Annotated in this window: 20 protein-coding genes; 16 read left to right on the top strand and 4 right to left on the bottom strand. The window is 71.3% G+C overall.

Annotation, left to right across the window (positions count from 1 at the left end; genetic code table 11):
- Positions 1 to 121 precede the first annotated feature (121 nt).
- The 3 genes from ACFZDK_RS36280 to ACFZDK_RS36270 are packed head-to-tail and all read left to right on the top strand — an operon-like array spanning position 122 to position 2,708.
- The gene (locus tag ACFZDK_RS36280) at positions 122 to 1,318 is read left to right on the top strand and encodes a cytochrome P450 (protein ID WP_390978674.1); all 1,197 of its coding nucleotides are present in this window, start codon (positions 122 to 124) and stop codon (positions 1,316 to 1,318) included.
- A 35-nt stretch (positions 1,319 to 1,353) separates the two neighbouring features.
- On the top strand, positions 1,354 to 1,551 hold the full coding sequence (locus ACFZDK_RS36275) for a 4Fe-4S domain-containing protein (RefSeq protein ID WP_390978672.1): 198 nt from the start codon (positions 1,354 to 1,356) through the stop codon (positions 1,549 to 1,551).
- Complete coding sequence (locus ACFZDK_RS36270) at positions 1,548 to 2,708, top strand: FAD-dependent oxidoreductase (RefSeq protein WP_390978670.1); 1,161 nt, start codon at positions 1,548 to 1,550, stop codon at positions 2,706 to 2,708. The genes ACFZDK_RS36275 and ACFZDK_RS36270 overlap by 4 nt, the downstream gene beginning before the upstream one ends.
- A gap of 88 nt (positions 2,709 to 2,796) precedes the next feature.
- Here the strand turns inward: ACFZDK_RS36270 and ACFZDK_RS36265 are convergent, their stop codons facing one another.
- Entirely contained in the window at positions 2,797 to 3,654 is an 858-nt protein-coding gene (locus ACFZDK_RS36265; protein WP_390978668.1) for an EamA family transporter, read from the bottom strand.
- A gap of 68 nt (positions 3,655 to 3,722) precedes the next feature.
- Between ACFZDK_RS36265 and ACFZDK_RS36260 the strand changes: the two genes are divergently transcribed.
- The 7 genes from ACFZDK_RS36260 to ACFZDK_RS36230 all read left to right on the top strand — a co-directional run bounded on the left by ACFZDK_RS36260 (position 3,723) and on the right by ACFZDK_RS36230 (position 10,488).
- Positions 3,723 to 4,580, top strand: coding sequence for a LysR substrate-binding domain-containing protein (locus tag ACFZDK_RS36260; RefSeq protein WP_390978666.1), 858 nt, complete (start codon positions 3,723 to 3,725; stop codon positions 4,578 to 4,580).
- A 116-nt stretch (positions 4,581 to 4,696) separates the two neighbouring features.
- The gene (locus ACFZDK_RS36255; RefSeq protein WP_390978664.1) at positions 4,697 to 5,347 is read left to right on the top strand and encodes an FCD domain-containing protein; all 651 of its coding nucleotides are present in this window, start codon (positions 4,697 to 4,699) and stop codon (positions 5,345 to 5,347) included.
- A gap of 51 nt (positions 5,348 to 5,398) precedes the next feature.
- Positions 5,399 to 6,181 (top strand): PIG-L family deacetylase, encoded by a 783-nt coding sequence (locus ACFZDK_RS36250; protein ID WP_390978661.1) that lies wholly within the window; start codon positions 5,399 to 5,401, stop codon positions 6,179 to 6,181.
- The gene (locus tag ACFZDK_RS36245; RefSeq protein WP_390978659.1) at positions 6,178 to 6,873 is read left to right on the top strand and encodes a 4-carboxy-4-hydroxy-2-oxoadipate aldolase/oxaloacetate decarboxylase; all 696 of its coding nucleotides are present in this window, start codon (positions 6,178 to 6,180) and stop codon (positions 6,871 to 6,873) included. The genes ACFZDK_RS36250 and ACFZDK_RS36245 overlap by 4 nt, the downstream gene beginning before the upstream one ends.
- Complete coding sequence (locus ACFZDK_RS36240) at positions 6,870 to 7,997, top strand: 4-oxalomesaconate tautomerase (protein ID WP_390978657.1); 1,128 nt, start codon at positions 6,870 to 6,872, stop codon at positions 7,995 to 7,997. The genes ACFZDK_RS36245 and ACFZDK_RS36240 overlap by 4 nt, the downstream gene beginning before the upstream one ends.
- Positions 7,978 to 8,928 carry a catechol 2,3-dioxygenase gene (locus ACFZDK_RS36235; protein ID WP_390978655.1) on the top strand — a complete coding sequence of 317 codons (951 nt, stop codon included), beginning with the start codon at positions 7,978 to 7,980 and terminating at the stop codon, positions 8,926 to 8,928. The genes ACFZDK_RS36240 and ACFZDK_RS36235 overlap by 20 nt, the downstream gene beginning before the upstream one ends.
- Before the next feature lie 234 nt (positions 8,929 to 9,162).
- Positions 9,163 to 10,488 (top strand): MFS transporter, encoded by a 1,326-nt coding sequence (locus tag ACFZDK_RS36230; RefSeq protein WP_390978653.1) that lies wholly within the window; start codon positions 9,163 to 9,165, stop codon positions 10,486 to 10,488.
- 61 nt (positions 10,489 to 10,549) lie between these two features.
- Here ACFZDK_RS36230 and ACFZDK_RS36225 read toward each other — a convergent pair whose 3' ends face one another.
- The 3 genes from ACFZDK_RS36225 to ACFZDK_RS36215 form a co-directional block, all read right to left on the bottom strand.
- Complete coding sequence (locus ACFZDK_RS36225) at positions 10,550 to 11,308, bottom strand: DUF2690 domain-containing protein (RefSeq protein WP_390978651.1); 759 nt, start codon at positions 11,306 to 11,308, stop codon at positions 10,550 to 10,552.
- A gap of 195 nt (positions 11,309 to 11,503) precedes the next feature.
- Positions 11,504 to 11,929, bottom strand: a complete 426-nt coding sequence (locus ACFZDK_RS36220) for an SH3 domain-containing protein (RefSeq protein WP_390978649.1) — start codon at positions 11,927 to 11,929, stop codon at positions 11,504 to 11,506.
- Between the two features lie 128 nt (positions 11,930 to 12,057).
- Positions 12,058 to 12,462: a cupin domain-containing protein gene (locus ACFZDK_RS36215; RefSeq protein ID WP_390978647.1), complete on the bottom strand. Its 405-nt coding sequence runs from the start codon at positions 12,460 to 12,462 to the stop codon at positions 12,058 to 12,060.
- A 210-nt stretch (positions 12,463 to 12,672) separates the two neighbouring features.
- Between ACFZDK_RS36215 and ACFZDK_RS36210 the strand changes: the two genes are divergently transcribed.
- From ACFZDK_RS36210 to ACFZDK_RS36185, 6 genes are all read left to right on the top strand, one after another.
- Positions 12,673 to 13,224, top strand: a complete 552-nt coding sequence (locus ACFZDK_RS36210; RefSeq protein WP_390978731.1) for a carboxymuconolactone decarboxylase family protein — start codon at positions 12,673 to 12,675, stop codon at positions 13,222 to 13,224.
- A gap of 121 nt (positions 13,225 to 13,345) precedes the next feature.
- On the top strand, positions 13,346 to 14,257 hold the full coding sequence (locus ACFZDK_RS36205; RefSeq protein WP_390978645.1) for a LysR substrate-binding domain-containing protein: 912 nt from the start codon (positions 13,346 to 13,348) through the stop codon (positions 14,255 to 14,257).
- Positions 14,258 to 14,360: 103 nt separating this feature from the next.
- On the top strand, positions 14,361 to 15,281 hold the full coding sequence (locus ACFZDK_RS36200; protein WP_390978643.1) for a VOC family protein: 921 nt from the start codon (positions 14,361 to 14,363) through the stop codon (positions 15,279 to 15,281).
- 20 nt (positions 15,282 to 15,301) lie between these two features.
- Positions 15,302 to 16,750, top strand: coding sequence for an aldehyde dehydrogenase family protein (locus ACFZDK_RS36195; protein ID WP_390978641.1), 1,449 nt, complete (start codon positions 15,302 to 15,304; stop codon positions 16,748 to 16,750).
- Complete coding sequence (locus tag ACFZDK_RS36190; protein WP_390978639.1) at positions 16,747 to 17,517, top strand: fumarylacetoacetate hydrolase family protein; 771 nt, start codon at positions 16,747 to 16,749, stop codon at positions 17,515 to 17,517. The genes ACFZDK_RS36195 and ACFZDK_RS36190 overlap by 4 nt, the downstream gene beginning before the upstream one ends.
- Complete coding sequence (locus tag ACFZDK_RS36185; protein WP_390978637.1) at positions 17,514 to 17,885, top strand: VOC family protein; 372 nt, start codon at positions 17,514 to 17,516, stop codon at positions 17,883 to 17,885. Before ACFZDK_RS36190 ends, ACFZDK_RS36185 begins: the two co-directional genes overlap by 4 nt.
- Positions 17,886 to 17,909: the final 24 nt, after the last annotated feature.

The following is a 17,909-nucleotide window of genomic DNA, read 5'->3' as shown; positions in this document are numbered from 1 at the left end:
TTGTCAGGAATCTGACCGGAACCAGTCAGTCCTACCTGTTTGCATGTGTTCATCGAGGCCTCGTATCCATCATCCCGGCGCTCCGCGGCGAGCGGAGTCCCCCCACCCCGAGGAGACAGAGATGGCCGACACCCTGACGGACTACCCGATGTCCCGGGCCGGCGGCTGCCCCTTCGACCCGCCCCCGGCCCTGACCGCCGCCCAGGAGGAGGGCCCCCTCACCAAGGTCCGCCTCTGGGACGGCAAGGACTACTGGCTGCTCACCCGGTACGCCGACCAGCGGGCCGTGCTGCTCGACCCCAGGGTCAGCGCGGAAGCCGACCGCCCCGGATATCCGCTCCAGGCGCCCAGCAACGGCAAGAACAACATCAGCTTCATCATGATGGACGACCCCGAGCACGCCCGGCTGCGCCGCATGGTCACCGCGCCGTTCGCGGTCAAGCGCGTCGACGCCATGCGGCCCGCCGTGCAGAAGATCGTCGACGACCTGATCGACGACCTGCTCGCCGGCCCCCACCCCGTCGACCTGGTCGAGGCGTTCGCGCTCCCGGTGCCCTCGCTGGTCATCTGCGCGCTGCTCGGCGTGCCCTACGACGACCACGACTTCTTCCAGGAGAACAGCAGGCTCCTCATCAGCCGGGACACGACGGTCGAGGACCGGACGGCCGCGCACGGCAGGCTGGTCGCCTACCTCGACCGGCTGATGGGCGAGAAGATGGACCACCCCGCCGACGACCTGTTCTCCGGGCTCGTGGCCCGGGTGCGGGCGGGTGAGCTGACCCGGCTGGGCGCCGCGCAGATGGGCGTCCTGCTGCTGCTCGCCGGGCACGAGACCACCGCCAACATGATCGCGCTCGGCACCCTCGCCCTGCTCGAACACCCCGAGCAGCTCGCCCTGTTGCGGGACACCGACGACCCCGCCGCCATCGCCGCCGCGGTCGAGGAACTGCTGAGGTACCTGAGCATCGTGCACAGCGGCCGGCGCCGTGCGGTCCTGGCGGACATCGAGGTCGCCGGGCAGGTCATCCGGGCCGGCGAGGGCGTGATCATGCCCGGTGAGATCGCCAACCGCGACCCCGAGGTCTTCGCCGACCCGGACCGCCTCGACCTGACGCGCGACGCCCGCCGCCATGTCGCCTTCGGCTTCGGAGTCCACCAGTGCCTGGGCCAGCCGCTGGCCCGGATGGAACTCCAGGTGGTCTACGGCACCCTCTACCGCCGCATCCCCACCCTCCGGCTCGCCGCCGATGTCGCCGACCTGCCCTTCAAGCACAACGGCGGCGTGTACGGCGTCTACGAACTTCCCGTCACCTGGTGACCAACCCCCCCCAAAGGAAAGCTGAGGAGAGCACCATGCATGTCGAACTGGACGAACCCAAGTGCGTCGCATCCGGGCAGTGCGTGCTCGTCGCCCCCGAGGTCTTCGACCAGCGGGACGAGGACGGCATCGCCTTCGTGATCGACGAGAACCCGGCCGAGGAGACCCTCGACGACGTCCGCGAGGCCGTCGCGATCTGCCCGGCCGCCGCGATCCGGCTGGCGGACAGGTGAACCGCATCCTGGTCGTCGGCGCCTCCGCCGCCGGACTCGCGGCGGTCGAGACGCTCCGGCGCGAGGGCTACGACGGCACGCTCACCCTCGTCGGCGACGAACTCCACGCGCCGTACGACCGGCCGCCGCTGTCCAAGCAGGTGCTGTCGGCCGAGTGGGCGCCCGAGCGGGTGGTGCTGCGGGCGCCCGTGGAACTCGACGCCCTGGGGCTGGAGTTGCGGCTCGGGGTGGCGGCGGCCGGGCTGGACGTGGCGGACCGTACGGTGCGTCTGGCCGACGGCACGGAGCTGTCGTACGACGGGCTGATCGTGGCCACGGGGGTACGGCCGCGCCGGCTGCCGGGGGAGGGGGCGCATGTGCTGCGCACCCTCGACGACGCGCTGACCCTGCGGGAGCGGCTCGGTCCGGGGCAGCGGCTGGTGGTGGTCGGCGCCGGGTTCCTCGGCGCGGAGGCCGCCGCCGTCGCCTGGAAGCTCGGTTCCCGGGTGACGCTCCTTGAACCGGCGCCGGTGCCGCTCGCGCACGCGGTCGGCGAGGCGGTGGGGCGGGTGCTGTCCCGGGCCCATCGGGAACGGGGCGTGGACCTGCGGACCGGGGTCGGCGTGAGCGAGGTGACCGAGGACGGGGTGCGGCTCGCCGACGGGGAGGAGATCGAGGCCGACGAGGTGCTGGTCGCGATCGGCTCCCTGCCGAACACGGAGTGGCTGGCCGGGAGCGGGCTCACGGTGGGCGACGGGGTGGTCTGCGACGAGTACTGCGAGGCCGCGCGGGATGTGTACGCGGCCGGGGACGTGGCCCGGTGGTACAACCCGTTGTTCGGGGTCTCCATGCGGATCGAGCATCGGACGAACGCGGCGGAGCAGGGCATGGCCGCGGCCCGCAATCTCCTCGATCCCGGGGCGCGCAAGGCGTTCGCGCCGGTGCCGTACTTCTGGTCGGACCAGTACGAGACGAAGGTCCAGGCGTACGGGTATCTGCGGGGGCACGAGGAAGTGCGGGTCGTGGAGGGGGAGTTGGAGGAAGGGGGGTTCGTGGCTGCCTACCGGACGGGGGAGCGGTTGAGCGGGGTGCTTGCGGTGGGGGTGCCGCCGAAGGTGCTTCGGGGGTGGCGGCAGGCGATCGCGGCGGGAGTGGCTTGGAAGGAAGCGGTGGGGTGAGGGGGCTTCGGTTGTGGGGGAACTGCGGGCCGGTTGTGGCTGGTCGCGCCCACGCGGCGGAGCCGCACATCACCACAGCCCCGCCCCCCTAGCGGGGCGCCAGGCTTACGGCGTTTGCAGCTACCACCGCGCCGATCGCCGCCCACTCCGGCAGTCCGAGGCTCTGACCCAGTACGACCCGGCCGACCACCGCCGCCAGGACCGGGTTGACGCTCATGAACAGGCCGAAGGTCTGGGCCGGGACCTTGCGGAGGGTGAGGAGGTCGGCCAGGTAAGGGACGGCCGAGGAGAGGACGCCGGCGGCCACCGCGCACAGGAGCGCCTCGGCCGTCGGCGGGTGCCCTAGCGCTACGAGGACTCCGATCGGCAGGAACGTCAGCGCCGAGACGGACGCGGCCGCCGCCGAGCCCTGGGCGCCCGGGATGCGGCGGCCGACGAGGCGGTTGAGGAGGATGTACGAGGCCCAGCAGCAGGCGGCTGTCAGGCCCAGGGCCATGCCCAGGTAGTCGGTCGAGGGCTGGGGGCGCATCAGGACGACCACTCCGGCGGCGGCCAGGAGCGCGCATCCGGCGTCGAGTCGGCGGCGGGACGCCGCCAGTGCGATGCTCAGCGGGCCCAGGAACTCCAGGGTGACCGCCAGGCCCAGGCCGATGCGGTCGATCGCGGTGTACAGGGTCAGGTTCATGGTGCCGAAGACCGCTGCGAGCAGCAGTACCGGCCACCACTGGCGCCAGGTGAACGCGCGCAGACGGGGGCGGCCGACGGCGACCAGGACGAGGGCGGCGACGTACTGCCGTACCGCCACCACGCCCAGCGGGCCGAGGACCGGGAAGGCAAGGGAGCCGATGGCCGCGCCGGTCTGGTTGGACAGGCCGCTGCCGAACATGGTGGCCACGCCGGCCGACAGCGCCGGGGAGGCGGCCGGGCGTTCGAGAGTTCGTCGCATGACGGCAGAGTCCGCCCGGTCGGCTCATGCGCAAAATGCATGTGCTCTCGGATCTATACGCTGTACGCATGGACGAGGTCGAGCTGCGGCAGCTGCGCTGTCTCGTCGCCATCGTCGACGAGGGCACCTTCACCGACGCGGCGATCGCCCTGGGGGTGTCCCAGGCGGCCGTCTCCAGGACCCTGGCGGGGCTGGAACGGGCCCTTGGTGTGCGGCTGTTGCGGCGCACCTCGCGCGAGGTGACGCCGACGGCGACCGGGCTGCGGGTGGTGGAGCGGGCCCGGCGGGTGCTCGCGGACGTCGCCGATCTGGTCCAGGAGGCCGGTTCCGGGCACACCCGGCTGCGGATCGGCTACGCCTGGTCGGCGGTGGGGCGGCACACCGTGGCCTTCCAGCGGAGGTGGCACGCGGCGTACCCCGGGATGGACCTGCATCTGATCCGGGTGAACTCGGCGTTCGCCGGGCTCGGTGAGGGAGCGTGCGATCTCGCCGTCGTGCGGCGGCCGCTGGAGGACCGGCGGTTCGACTCGGCCATCGTGGGGCTGGAGCGGCGGCTGTGCGCCCTGGCCGCCGATGATCCGCTGGCCCGGCGCCGTTCCGTACGGCTCGCCGACATCGGCGGGCGGATCCTGCTCGTCGACCGGCGTACCGGCACCACCACCCCCGAGCTGTGGCCGCCCGACGCGCGTCCCGTCGTCGAGGAGATCCGCGACGTCGACGACTGGCTCACCGAGATCGCCGCCGGACGGGGCATCGGCGTGACCGCGGAGTCGACGGCCCACCAGTATCCGCGGCCCGGCATCGTCTACCGGCCGGTGCGGGACGCCGAACCGGTCGCCGTCCGGCTGGCCTGGTGGCGGGACGATCCGCACCCCGCCCAGCAGGCGGTTCTCGAACTGCTCAGCGAGCTGTACCGCACCGGCTGAGCGCGCGTACGCCGGAACGCGTACGCGGATTGCGGCGGCAATACGGCAGACAAAATTGTTGACAATCTTGTTTGGCTAGATTTACGTTCGACAGGCACTCACTCAGGGAGGGCGCAATGCCGAAGGAAGCCCGTCCGAGCACCGGAGAGCAGGCCAAGCAGCATGCGTTCACGCTGTTGCGGCAGGCGATCCTGCACGGCGAGATGGCCCCGGCCCAGCGGCTGGTGGAGAACGAGCTCGCCGAGGAGTTCGGTGTGACACGGGCCAGCATCCGTGCGGCGCTGATCGATCTGGAGGCCCAGGGACTGGTCGAGCGGATCCGCAACCGCGGCTCGCGGGTGCGGGTGGTGACCGTGGAGGAAGCGGTCGCGATCACGGAGTGCCGCATGGTCCTGGAAGGACTGTGCGCGGCCAAGGCGGCCGTCGCGGCCAGCGACGAGCAGCTCACCGAACTCGCGGACCTCGGAACGGCCATGACCAAGGCCGTCGCCGACGGCGAACCGGTCACCTACTCCGAGCTCAACCAGGAACTCCACGCCAGGATCCGGGTGATCTCCGGCCAGCAGACCGCCGTGGAACTGCTGGAGCGGCTCAACGCCCAACTGGTGCGTCACCGCTTCCAGCTGGCGCTGCGTCCGGGACGTCCGCAGCACTCCCTGAACGAGCACCTGGCGATGATCGAGACGATCAGGGCCAGGGACCCGCAGGCGGCCGAAGCGGCCGTCCGCGCCCACCTCACCAGCGTGATCGACGCACTGCGCGACTGAGCACGCCCGGGGTGGGTGGGCGCACACCTGTCCACCAAGGAGATTTCTGCAATGACCCACGCGCCCTCCCCCAGTCTCGGCTTCGCTCGACCGGGGGGACCCCCATCCCCACCACGATCCACTCTGGTCGTCACCGCGCACGCCGGGGACTTCGTGTGGCGGGCGGGCGGAGCCATCGCCCTGGCCGCGTCCCGGGGCGAGAAGGTCACCATCGCGTGCCTGACCTTCGGCGAGCGCGGCGAGTCCGCCAAGGCGTGGCGCGAGGGCAGGAACCTCGAGGAGATCAAGGCGATACGCCGGGAGGAGGCGGAGAAGGCCGCCGCCGCCCTCGGCGCCGAGGTCCGCTTCTTCGACGCGGGCGACTACCCGCTGGTCGCCTCCGCCGAGCTGACCGACCGGCTGGTCGCCGTCTACCGCGAGACCCAGCCCGACGTCGTGCTCACCCACCCCGTCGACGACCCCTACAACGGCGACCACCCGGCCGCCAACCGCATGGCCCTGGAGGCGCGCATCCTCGCCCAGGCCATCGGCTACCCGGGCGAGGGCGACATCATCGGCGCCCCGCCGGTCTTCTACTTCGAGCCGCACCAGCCCGAGATGAGCGGCTTCCGGCCCGAGGTCCTCCTCGACATCACCGAGGTCTGGGACACCAAGCGCAAGGCGATGGAGTGCCTCGGCGCCCAGCAGCACCTGTGGGCCTACTACACGGACCTCGCCGTCCGCCGGGGCGTCCAGCTCAAGCGGAACGCCGGCCCCAACCTGGGCCTGGCGCACAACACCATGGCCGAGGCGTTCATGCGCCCGTTCCCGCAGATCGCGCAGGAGCTGGCATGAGCGGCGTGATCGTCACCAACCCGCCGAAGGCGGAGCTGAAGGACGTCGACGCGTTGGCCGGCTTCGGGGTCGCCACCGTCAGCGAGGCGATGGGGCGCAGCGGGCTGCTCGGCCCGGAGATCCGGCCTGTCCAGCAGGGCGTGCGGGTCGCCGGCACGGCCGTCACCGTGCTCAGCTGGCCCGGCGACAACCTCATGATCCACGCCGCCGTCGAGCAGTGCGGCGAGGGCGACATCCTGGTCGTCACCACCACCTCGCCCTGCACGGACGGGCTGTTCGGCGAGCTGTTCGCGACCGCGCTGAAGCAGCGCGGGGTGCGCGGGGTCGTCCTGAACACCGGCATCCGCGACACCGAGGAACTGCGGCAGATGGGCTTCGCGGCCTGGTCCCGGGCGGTCTCCTCGCAGGGCACGGTCAAGGCCACCGGCGGCTCGGTCAACGTGCCGATCGCCATCGACGGCCAGGTGATCCACCCCGGTGACGTGATCCTCGCGGACGACGACGGTGTCGTGGTCGTACCGCGCGAGCGGGTCCGGGAGACGGTCGAGAAGTCCGAGGCCCGCGAGGCCAAGGAGGCCGCGACCCGCGCCGCCTTCATCGAGGGCCAGCTCGGCCTCGACCGCTACGGCCTGCGGGAGACCCTTCAGCGGCTCGGTGTCGAGTACCGGACGTACGAGGAGTACAGCACATGACCGGGCCCGCGGAGGTGCGCTGCATGCTGATGCGCGGCGGCACCTCCAAGGGCGCGTACTTCCTGGCCGAGGACCTGCCCGCCGACCCCGCCGTCCGGGACGACCTGCTGCTGCGGGTGATGGGCAGCCCCGACCCGCGCCAGATCGACGGCCTGGGCGGGGCGCACCCCCTCACCAGCAAGGTGGCGGTCGTCTCGGTGTCGGACGACCCGGAGTCGGACGTCGACTACCTCTTCCTCCAAGTGGCCGTCGACCGGCCGGAAGTGACCGACCGTCAGAACTGCGGGAACATCCTCGCCGGGGTCGGCCCGTTCGCCGTGGAACGGGGGCTCGTGGCCCCCGGGGACGGCGAGACCTCCGTACGGATCCGGATGCTCAACACGGGGGAGGCGGCCGTCGCCACCTTCCCGACCCCGGGCGGGCGGGTCGACTACACCGGGGACGCCGAGATCTCCGGCGTGCCCGGCACCGCCGCCCCGGTGGTGATCGAGTTCCCGGCGGGGGAGAGCCCGCTGCTGCCCACCGGGAACGTCCGCGACACCGTCGCCGGTACGGCCGTGACCTGCGTCGACAACGGCATGCCGACCGTGCTCATCGCCGCGGGCGATCTCGGCGTCACCGGGTACGAGGAGCCCAAGGACCTGGAGGAGGATCTGGCGCTCGCCGACCGGCTGCGCGAGATCCGGCTCGTGGCGGGGAAGCTGATGGGCCTCGGTGACGTCGAGACCGCCACCGTGCCCAAGCTCACCCTGCTCGCCGCGCCCCGGGACGGCGGCGCGGTCACCACCCGGACCTTCATCCCCGTCCGCTGTCACACCTCGATCGGCGTCCTCGGCGCCGCGAGCGTGGCCGCCGGCCTGCGGCTGCCCGGTGGCGTGGGGGAGGGGATAGCCCGCCTCCCGGAGCACGGCGACCGGATCCGCATCGAACACCCCACCGGATTCCTGGAGATCGACGCCGGTGTCGACCCGGGCTCCGACGGCACCCCGCCGGCCGTCCGCCGCACCGCGGTCGTCCGCACCGCCCGCAAGATCTTCGACGGCACCGTCTTCCCGCGGTCCGCCGGCACCACCCCCACACCCGCACGACCCCAAGGAGGCAACGATGGCTCCGCCCCTCGGTGACATCGCCCATATCGGCCACGCCCAGCTCTTCACCCCGGACCTGGACGCCAGCGTCGCCTTCTTCACCGACTACCTCGGACTGACCGCCAACGGCCAGGACGGCGACACCGTCTACCTGCGCACGTTCGACGACTACGAGCACCACAGCCTGGTCCTCACCGCCCGCGACCAGCCCGGCCTCGGCCGGCTCGCGCTGCGCACCTCCGGCGAGGAGGCCCTCCACCGCCGTATCAAGGCGATCGAGGAGGCGGGCGGCGCCGGCCACTGGGTCGAGGACGAGCCCGGACTCGGCAAGCTCTACGTCACCACCGACCCGGACGGCCACGAGCACGCCCTCTACTGGGAGAGCGAGTACTACCAGGCTCCCGAGGAGCTCAAACCGGCGCTGAAGAACCAGCCGCAGGCCAAGCCCAACCGAGGTGTGGGGGTGCGGCGTCTGGACCACGTCAACTTCCTGGCCGCCGACGTGCTCGCCAATGCCGAGTTCCAGGAACAGGTGCTGGGCGCCCGGCCGACCGAGCAGATCCGGCTCGACACGGGAAGGATCGCCGCCCGCTGGCTGACCTTCACGAACAAGTCGTACGACGTCGTCTACACGTCCGACTGGACCGGCTCGGCCGGACGCCTGCACCACATCGCGTTCGCCACCGACACCCGTGAGGACGTGCTGCGCGCGGCCGATCTGGCCATCGACAGCGGGGTGTTCATCGAGACCGGCCCGCACAAGCACGCCATCCAGCAGACGTTCTTCCTGTACGTCTACGAGCCCGGCGGCAACCGCATCGAGCTGTGCAACCCGCTCACCCGGCTGGTGCTGGCCCCCGACTGGCCGCTGATCACCTGGACCGAGGCCGAGCGCGCCAAGGGGCAGGCCTGGGGTCTGAAGACGATCGAGTCCTTCCACACCCACGGGACACCACCGGTCGGTTGACCCGTCTCCGGTCGGCAGGGGGGTGCGCGACGTGCTGCTGTGCGTCGTCGGGCACCCCCCTTTTCGCTCCGTCTTTCACGCCGCCTTTCGCTCCACTGAGATTGTTAACAAAAACGTTGACACATCAGATCCGGGTCCTTAACGTCTAGCGCACCACGGGTCAGCCGCACGAGCCGCGCGGCCCGCTCACAGATCCCCTCCAGGGAACGCCTCCTGGACGAGAGGAAAACAAAGATGTCCTCCTCCCCCGCCCTGTCCGCTCGCGGCGGCAAACTGGCTCTGCTGGTCGTCGGCCTGTGCTGGCTGGCCGTCCTCTTCGACGGCCTCGACATGTTCATCTACGGCTCGGTGCTGCCCCACCTGCTGGAGACCAAGACCTTCGGCCTCACCGCGGACCAGGCCGGCGACCTCGGCTCCTACGCCACCTTCGGCATGCTGGTGGGCGCCCTGACCGCGGGCACGGTCGCGGACCGGATCGGCCGCAAGCAGCTGATGGTCGGCTGCGTCACGCTGTTCTCGCTCGCCTCCGGGATCTGCGCGATCTCGGGCAGCGTCGCGGTCTTCGGCCTCGGCCGCACCCTGGCCGGCGTCGGCCTCGGCGGGTTGCTGCCGACCGCGATCAGCATGGTCTCCGACTACGCCAAGGGCGGCCGGGTGGCGATCACCATCGGTCTGCTGATGACCGCGCACCACGCGGGCGGCATCCTCTCCGCCTACGTGGCCAAGTGGCTGATCGACCCGTTCGGCTGGCGCTCCGCGTTCTGGGTGTGCGTGCTCCCGCTGCTCTTCGTCCCCGTCCTGCTGAAGTTCCTGCCGGAGTCGCTGAGCTTCCTGGTCGCCAAGGGCCGTACCGAGGAGGCCGGCGCCCTGGCCGAGCGCTACGAGGTCGAACTGCCCGCCGTCGCCGCGAAGAAGACCGCTGCCGACCGCTGGGACGCCCTGCAGAACCTGTTCCGCGGCGGCGAGTGGCTCCAGACCCTGCTCTACTGGCTGGCCTCCTTCGGCGGTCTGCTGCTCGTCTACGGTGTCGCCACCTGGCTGCCCACCCTGATGCGCACCGAGGGCTTCGCGCTGGCCAACGCCCTGACTTTCGTCGTCGTCTTCAACCTCGGCGGCATCGTGGGCATGCTGGTCGCCGGCCGCGCCGCCGACCGGTTCGGTGCCCCGCGCATCTCGGCCGTCTGGTTCGCCCTCACCGCCGTCGGCGTCTACCTGCTCAGCGTCCACATGCCGATGGGCGTGACCACGCTGGTCGTCTTCCTCACCGGCGTCTTCCTCAACAGCGCCCAGACGATGATCTATGCGACCGTCTCCATCCGCTCCACCCCCGACAACCGCGCCACCGCCGTCGGCTGGACCTCGGGCATGGGCCGCTTCGGCGCCGTCTTCGGCCCCTGGCTCGGCGGCCAGCTGCTCGCGGCGGGCAACGGCGACTGGGGCTTCACCGCCTTCGCGCTCGCCGGTGTCTCCTCGATGGTCTTCATCGGCATCGCCGCCCTGCGCTCGGCCCGCCAGCCGCAGGCCTGCGCCGACCGGGAGGAACTGGTCGCCGCCCACTGACCGGTGCCCCCGACCGGTCCGGCGCCGCGCCCCTTCCACGGGCGCGGCGCCCTCATGCCGTCTACTCGTCGTCCGGCTGCCCCTCCAGCCCGGTGCATGCCAGCTGCCCCCCGACCTCCGCGCACGCCTCCACGCCCCGGGGGGTCGGCACCGCGAGCATCGGGCTGGTGTAGCCGACGGAGTCCTCGGCCGGATAGCTCGCCGAGAGCACGTCCTGCCCGGCCCGGACCGAGACCTCCCGGGCGTGCGCGGAGCGCAGCCGCACCTCGGACCAGGCGGCACCGCAGGTGGGGGACCAGCGCAGCCGCACGTCGTAGGCGGTGCCGGTGACGGTGGTCTTGGTCTGCGCGTCCCGGGCGCACGCCGACGCGTCCGGCAGCTCGCCCTGGCAGGACCGGCCATGGCAGCGCGGCGCCGCCGACACCGGCTGCGCGCCCGGTGTGCCGCGCCGGTCCGAGACGGTCACGGCCGCCGCCGTCACCCCGGCCACGGTGAACAGCGCGAGCGCGGTCAGCGGCAGCCGCCACCGCCGCCCCGCCGGCCGCCGCTCCTCGGCCGGCTCGGCGAGCGGGGGTTCCTCGGCGGCGTCGTACAGGGCCAGGACGGCGGCCGGGTCGGCGCCCGCGAGCCGGGCCAGGGCCTCCACGGCCGGGCGCGGCGGCCGTTTGGCGCCGGAGAGATAGCGGTGCCAGGCGGACTTGCTGTACGGGGTGCGGGCGGCCAGTGCCGCCAGGCTCAGCCCCGTACGCTCCTTGAGTTCGCGCAGTCTCGCCGCCGGTTCGTCGTCCGGCGGGGTGGTCGCTCCTTCGGGGTGCCGCATGTCGCGTGCCTCGACTTCATAACGCTATGGGCGTTTCGCCCCTGTTGTCGGGATGGCTTCCCAGGGAGACGGGGCCCGCAATCGGCGGACGGGTGTGAAGACGGTGAATCAGGGGGGTCATGTCGAAGGCCTGTTCGGGAACACGGGGTTCCCGAACAGGCCGGTGCGATCAGGGAGTACGACGGGACGGAACCGTCAGCACCACGGAACGGCGTGGCCGACCCGGACGTAGCGGCCGGAGACGTACCCCTTGTGGTGCGGGAGCCGGTACCAGGTGTGCGTGCCGCGCACCGAACCGCCGTACGTCTTGCAGGTCACCGGGACGAGCCGGCCGTTGTGACGGTGGCCGACCACGCGGTAGCGGGTGCTCGGGCCGGAGCGGACGTTGAGGCGGACGTGGTGCCTCGTGGTCACCCGGCCCACGCTCCGGTACGTGTGGTGCCGGTGGTGCAGGCGGTGGACCGCCGGCGCCGGGAGGGTGGTGTAGTTGTAGTACTGCACGATTCCCTGCGGCGCGGGGATCGGGGTGGCCGCGCTCGCGGTGGCGGCCCCGGCCGTGGGCAGGAACGCGAACACCGCGACCGTGGCCAGCAGCCCGCTCTTCAGGATCCGTCGGGACATGGAAACCTCCGTGCTGTCGTGCTCGTGACCACGAAGCGTGATCACGATTCGGAGGATTGCCGTGGCCGCACGGCACCATGTCGTCCCCGCGTGCCGTGGGACGCGCGGGACGTCCCCGGGGACGGGGCTCAGCCCATCTGGTCCTCGGCGGAGAGGTGCTCGACCGTCTTCCCCGTCTCCGTGAAGGTCCGGGTGACGTACCCCGAGGAGTACACCCACAGAATCCGCAGCGGAGTGTCACCGACGTTGCGGAACAGGTGCGGGACGGGGGACGGGACGTACGTGGTGTCGAACCGCTCCAGGCGGGTCACCTCGCCGTCCACCCACACCTCCGCCGCACCCTCCAGGACCGTCACGTGCTCGTCGCAGTTGTGCGAGTGCAACGGCGCGCCGGAGCCCACCGGGTAGACGCTCATCCCGCTGGTGATCAGGTTCTCCCCGCCCGCCGACGGTGTGGTGATCAGCGGTGTCGACAGGACCGCGCCACCCCGGTCGAGCAGGGGCACGGACGCGGCCTTGATGATCGTGGTCATCGGGGATTCCTCTCCACTGCGACGTGATACGCCGACCGAGGCTAGGTCGTGAACGGGCTCGTGGGTGCTCCCTGGCGTGCAGTTTTACCTTGCGCTACGAGGTGGGTGCGGCGCCCGGAACCGGCGGTACCGTCACCGGGCAACCCAGGCCGCCGGAGAGAAAAGGCAGGTACCGGCCCCATGAGGCTCCCCGTTCTCAGCGAAGACGCGATGGACCCGCGGCAGCAGGAGCTCGCCGCCCGGATCGCCGGGCGCCGCGGCGCCGTCCGCGGCCCGTTCCGGGTCTGGCTGCACAGCCCGGAGATGTGCGAACGGGCCGAGTCCCTGGGCGCCTTCGCCCGGTTCGACTGCAGCCTCCCCAAGCACCTGCGCGAACTGACCCTCCTGATGGCGGCCCGCAACTGGGACGCCCAGTACTCCTGGAACGCCCACGTCCACCAGGCGATCGAGGCGGGCATCCCCGAGGCCGCCGTCCAGGCCATCGCCGAGAAGCGCGAGGCGGTCTTCGACGACGAGGCCGACCAGGCCTTCTACCGGTTCTGCCGGGAGATCCTGGAGGACCACTTCGTCACCGACGCGACCTTCGCCCGCGCCCTGGAGCACTTCGGCGCCAAGGGACTGGTCGACACCATCGGCGCGCTCGGCAACTTCACCATGCTCGGCATGTGCCTCAACACCTTCCAGGTGGACCTCCAGGCCGACCGGGAGCCCCCGTTCCCGGACATCCGCGGCTACGGCCGTATCACCCCGGACGGGGCCTGATCCCCGGCCTGACCATGAGAAACGCGGCTGATCTTTTAAGCGAAGATACGTTGACAAGATTGCCGACATTCGATTTGTGTGGGTGACCGGCGCGAGCCGCACGCGCGCCCTCGGAGGAAAAATGGACCGCTTGCTCCTCATGCACAGCTTCGTCACCGTCGCCCAGGTCGGCAGTTTCAGCGGAGCCGCCAAGAAACTCGGCTCGTCCGGCTCCCTGGTCTCGCGCCACGTGGCGGAACTGGAGCGGCAGATCGGCGTCCGCCTGGTCAACCGCACCGCTCGCTCCGTGAGCCTGACCGAGCCCGGCCGGCGCTACGCGGAGTTCGCCGCGCGCATCCTCGACGAGATCGAGGCCGAGGACGCGGGCATCGCCCAGCTCCACGACCGGCCCGAGGGCACCCTCAGTGTCATCTGTCCGAAGTGGATAGGCAGCCTCGATCTCGGCGACGCGATAGCGGCCTTCTCGGCGGCGCACCCCAGAATCCAGGTCCGGTTCGAACTCGGCGGAATGTCCGACCGTACCTACGATTTCCTGGACAGCGGATTCGACGTCGCGTTCCACACCCGCGATCTGCGCGACTCCAGCGTCCGGCTGAAGAAGATCGCCTCGCTGCCGTTCGTGCTGTGCGCCGCCGAGGAGTACATCGAGCGGTGCGGCGCGCTCGCCCACCCGAACGACCTCGCCGCCCACGACTGCCTGGTGCACGTCAACGACCCGGTGTGGCGGATCGGCCACGGGCACGCCAGCACCCTGCACAAGATCCGCAACATCGCCTTCTCGTCCAACTCCTACATCGCCCTGCAGAAGGCGGCGGTGCACGGCCGCGGCATCGCCCTGCTGCCCCAGCGCCCCGTCTACGACGACCTCGTCTCCGGCGCCCTGCGGGTGCTGCTGCCCGACCTCGCCGTACCGGACCGCCCGCTCTACGCGATCTACGGTCCCGGGCAGGACACCCCGCGCAAGGTCAGCGTGTTCCTGGACTTCCTCGCCGAGTGGTTCGCGCAGAACCCGATTCCCGCGATCCGCGCATAGCGGGGGCCGCAAGAAACGCTTGCGCATTCCGTAGAGCTCAGGGCATTGAGGCCCCCGCGCGCCGAAATCTACGCTCGCGGGGCGACCCGGAAACGAGGAATCCATGGGAATCCAGAGAATCGAATCGGTCACCTACGGCATCGACGACCTTGCCGTATGCGCCCGGTTCTTCGACGACTTCGGGCTGTACCAGCTGGAACTGACCGACGAGCACGCGGTCTTCGAGACCCGCACGGGCCAGACCCTCCACCTCGACACCCTGCCGGGCCCGCTGCTGCCGGCCCCCGTCGAGGACGGGCCCACGCTGCGCGAGGTCGTCTGGGGCGTCGACACGCCCGAGGAGCTGGACCGGCTGGTCACGTCGGCCGGCCGGGACCGCGAGGTCCGCGAGAGCGCCGACGGCGTCCACCACACCGTCGACGAGACCGGCTTCGGCGTCGGCCTGACCCTGGCCCGCCCCAAGCCCGCGCCCGTCCAGCCCCGCCCGGCCAACGCGCTCGGCCACGTCAACCGCTGGAACACCGCCCTGGAGCCCATCACCCGGGTCCGCCCCCTGCGCATGTGCCATGTCGCCCTGAACATCCCCAAGAAGGGGTGCGAGGCGGCCGTCGGCTTCTACGTGGACCGGCTCGGCTTCCGCCCGACCGACGTGGTCGAGCCCATGGGCGTCTTCATGCAGGCGCCCGGCGACGACGACCAGCACACCATGCTGCTCTGCCACCGCCCCGACAGGGCGGGGATCAACCACATCGCCTACGAGGTCCCCGGCTTCGACGACGTCATCGAAGGCGGCAACTACATGATCGAGCACGGCTGGCGGGAGGCCCGCAGGCTCGGCCGGCACACCATCGGCTCCAACGTCTTCCGCTTCCTGCACGCCCCGTGCGGCGGCCGCGTCGAGTACGCCGCCGACATGGACCGGGCCGACGCGACCTACGGCACCCGGGTCCACGAGACGACCCCGCCGCACCACATCTGGGCCCTGCGCACCAACCGCGACCAGGAAGCCCCCACCGCCTCCTGAATCTGAGAGGGCACCCCTTCATGACCACCGACCACGGCTATCCCGCCGTCCGCATGTACATAGCGGGCGAGTGGTGCCCGGGCGGCTCCGGACGGACCGCCCCCGTCGTCAACCCCGCCACGGAGGAGACGATCGGCGAGGTCCCCCTCGCCACCTCGGCCGACCTCGACCGCGCCCTCGAAGCCGCCGCCGAGGGCTTCCGGGTGTGGCGGGCGACCCCGATCGCCAGGCGCTCCGCGATCCTCGACCGCGCCGCCGACCTCATCGCCGAACGCGCCGCCGAGATCGGCCGGGTGATGACCCTGGAACAGGGCAAGACCCTCGCCGAGTCCACCGGCGAGGCCAAGCGCACCGCCGAGACCCTGCGCTGGCACGCCGAGGACGCCCGCCGCGCGTACGGCCGTATCGTCCCGTCCGCGCCCGGCACGGTCCTCACCGTCCGCCGCGAACCCATCGGCCCGGTCGCCGCCTTCGTGCCCTGGAACTTCCCGGTCGGCGGCCCCAACCGCAAGATCTCCTCGGCCCTGTCGGCGGGCTGCTCGCTGATCATCAAGGCCTCCGAGGAGACCCCGGCGACGGCCGCCGCCCTGGTGGAGTGCTACGCGGACGCGGGACTGCCCGCGGGCGTGCTCAACCTGGTCTTCGGCGAACCCGCCGAGGTCTCGGCCCACCTCATCGCCTCTCCGGTCACCCGCATGATCGCCTTCACCGGCTCGGTGCCCGTCGGCAAGCTCCTCGCCGCCGAGGCGGGCAAGGTCATGAAGCCGTCCCTGATGGAGCTCGGCGGCCACGCCCCCGTCATCGTCTGTGCCGACGCCGACCCCGGACAGGCCGCCCGGCGCGCCGCCCAGGCCAAGTTCTTCAACGCCGGCCAGGTCTGCACCTCGCCCAGCCGCTTCCTCGTCCACGAGTCCCTGGTCGACGACTTCACCGCCGAGTTCGTGAAGGCCGCCGAGTCGGTCGTCACCGGCGACGGCCTGGTCCAGGGGACCACTATGGGACCGCTGGCCAACGAGCGCCGGCTCCGGTCGATCGAGCGGCTCACCGCGGACGCGGTGGGCAAGGGCGCCACGGTCCGCACCGGCGGCGAACGGCTCGACCGCCCCGGCTACTTCTTCGCGCCGACCGTCCTCACCGACGTACCGGCGGACGCGGACCTGATGTCCGAGGAGCCGTTCGGGCCCCTCGCGCCGATCGTTGCCTTCCGCGACCTCGACGAGGCCCTGGCCACCGCCAACTCACTGCCGTACGGCCTGGCCGCCTACGGTTTCACCGAGTCGGCCGCCACCGCCGAGCGGCTCTCCGACGGCCTGGAGGCAGGCATCCTCTCCCTCAACCACTGCGGCGGTTCGGTGCACGAGGCGCCGTCGGGCGGGGTGAAGGACAGCGGGTACGGCCGCGAGGGCGGGCCGGAGGCGCTGGACGCCTACCTGGTCACCAAGCGCGTCTCCCACCTGCTGACGCCATGAGGTTCGCACGGGTGGCCATCGACGGCCGACCGGTCTGGGGGCGGGTGGGGGAGAAGGACGTCGAACTGCTCTCCGGCTCGCCGCTGGAGGGCGGCTTCGACGTCCTCGGCACGGTCCCCGTGACGGACGCCGTCTGGCTGCCGCCCGTCGTACCGGGCGTCTTCTACGCCGTCGGCTACAACTACCCCCGGCACATCGAGCACGCCGGCACCACGACCCCCGAGCGCCCCGAGGTCGGCTACCGGGCCAACAACGCGCTCACCGGGCACGGTGCGCCGATCGTCCGGCCCGCCGAGGTGACCGGACGTTTCGAGGCCGAGCCCGAACTCGTCGCGGTCATCGGCCGCACGCTCCGGCACGCCGACCACGACCAGGCACGCGACGCCGTGTTCGGCTGGACCATCGGCAACGACGTCAGCGCCCGCACCTGGCAGCACCAGGACCGCACCTTCTGGCGCAGCAAGAACAGCGACACGTTCAAGCCCATGGGCCCCTGGATCGAGACCGACGTCGACGCGCTCGCCCAGACCACCACCCTGCGCGTCAACGGCGAGGTCCGGGCCGCGTTCCCGACCGGGGACATGGTCTTCGACCCGTACGACCACATCGTCGAGATCACCCGGCACATCACCCTGCACCCCGGTGACGTGCTGTGGATGGGCGCCGAGTCCACCTGCCAACTGGAGCCCGGCGACACCGTGGACGTCGAGATCAGCGGCATCGGCGTGCTGTCCAACCCCGTACACCTGGAAGGGAACCACTCATGAGCGCGGAACCCCGCTACATCCACCACGTCAACTTCCCCACCACCGACCCCGATCGCACCGCGGCCTGGTACACCGAGGTCTTCGGGATGAAGCGGATCCAGCCCAAGTCCAACACCCGCGTGGTGCTGATGACCCGGGGCAACTTCGACCTGCACTTCACCCCCGTCGAGGAGATGGAGCGCATGGCGCCCTACCACTTCGCCGTCGAGGTCGACGACTGGGACGACTTCCTCGCCCACCTCACGGAGCTCGGCATCCGGCACACCCGGCCGATCGAACGCCCCGAGAACCAGTCCAAGTTCTGCTACATCCACGACCCCGACCACACCATGATCGAGCTCGTCCATCACGGCCGCCGCCCCAACTAAGCGCATCAGTACGGGAGTTCACCC

This window comes from Streptomyces sp. NPDC007901 (genome assembly GCF_042959465.1).
GTDB lineage: Bacteria > Actinomycetota > Actinomycetes > Streptomycetales > Streptomycetaceae > Streptomyces.
The sequence above is the reverse complement of the archived record's forward strand: the minus strand, read 5'-3'. Positions and strand labels throughout refer to the sequence as shown.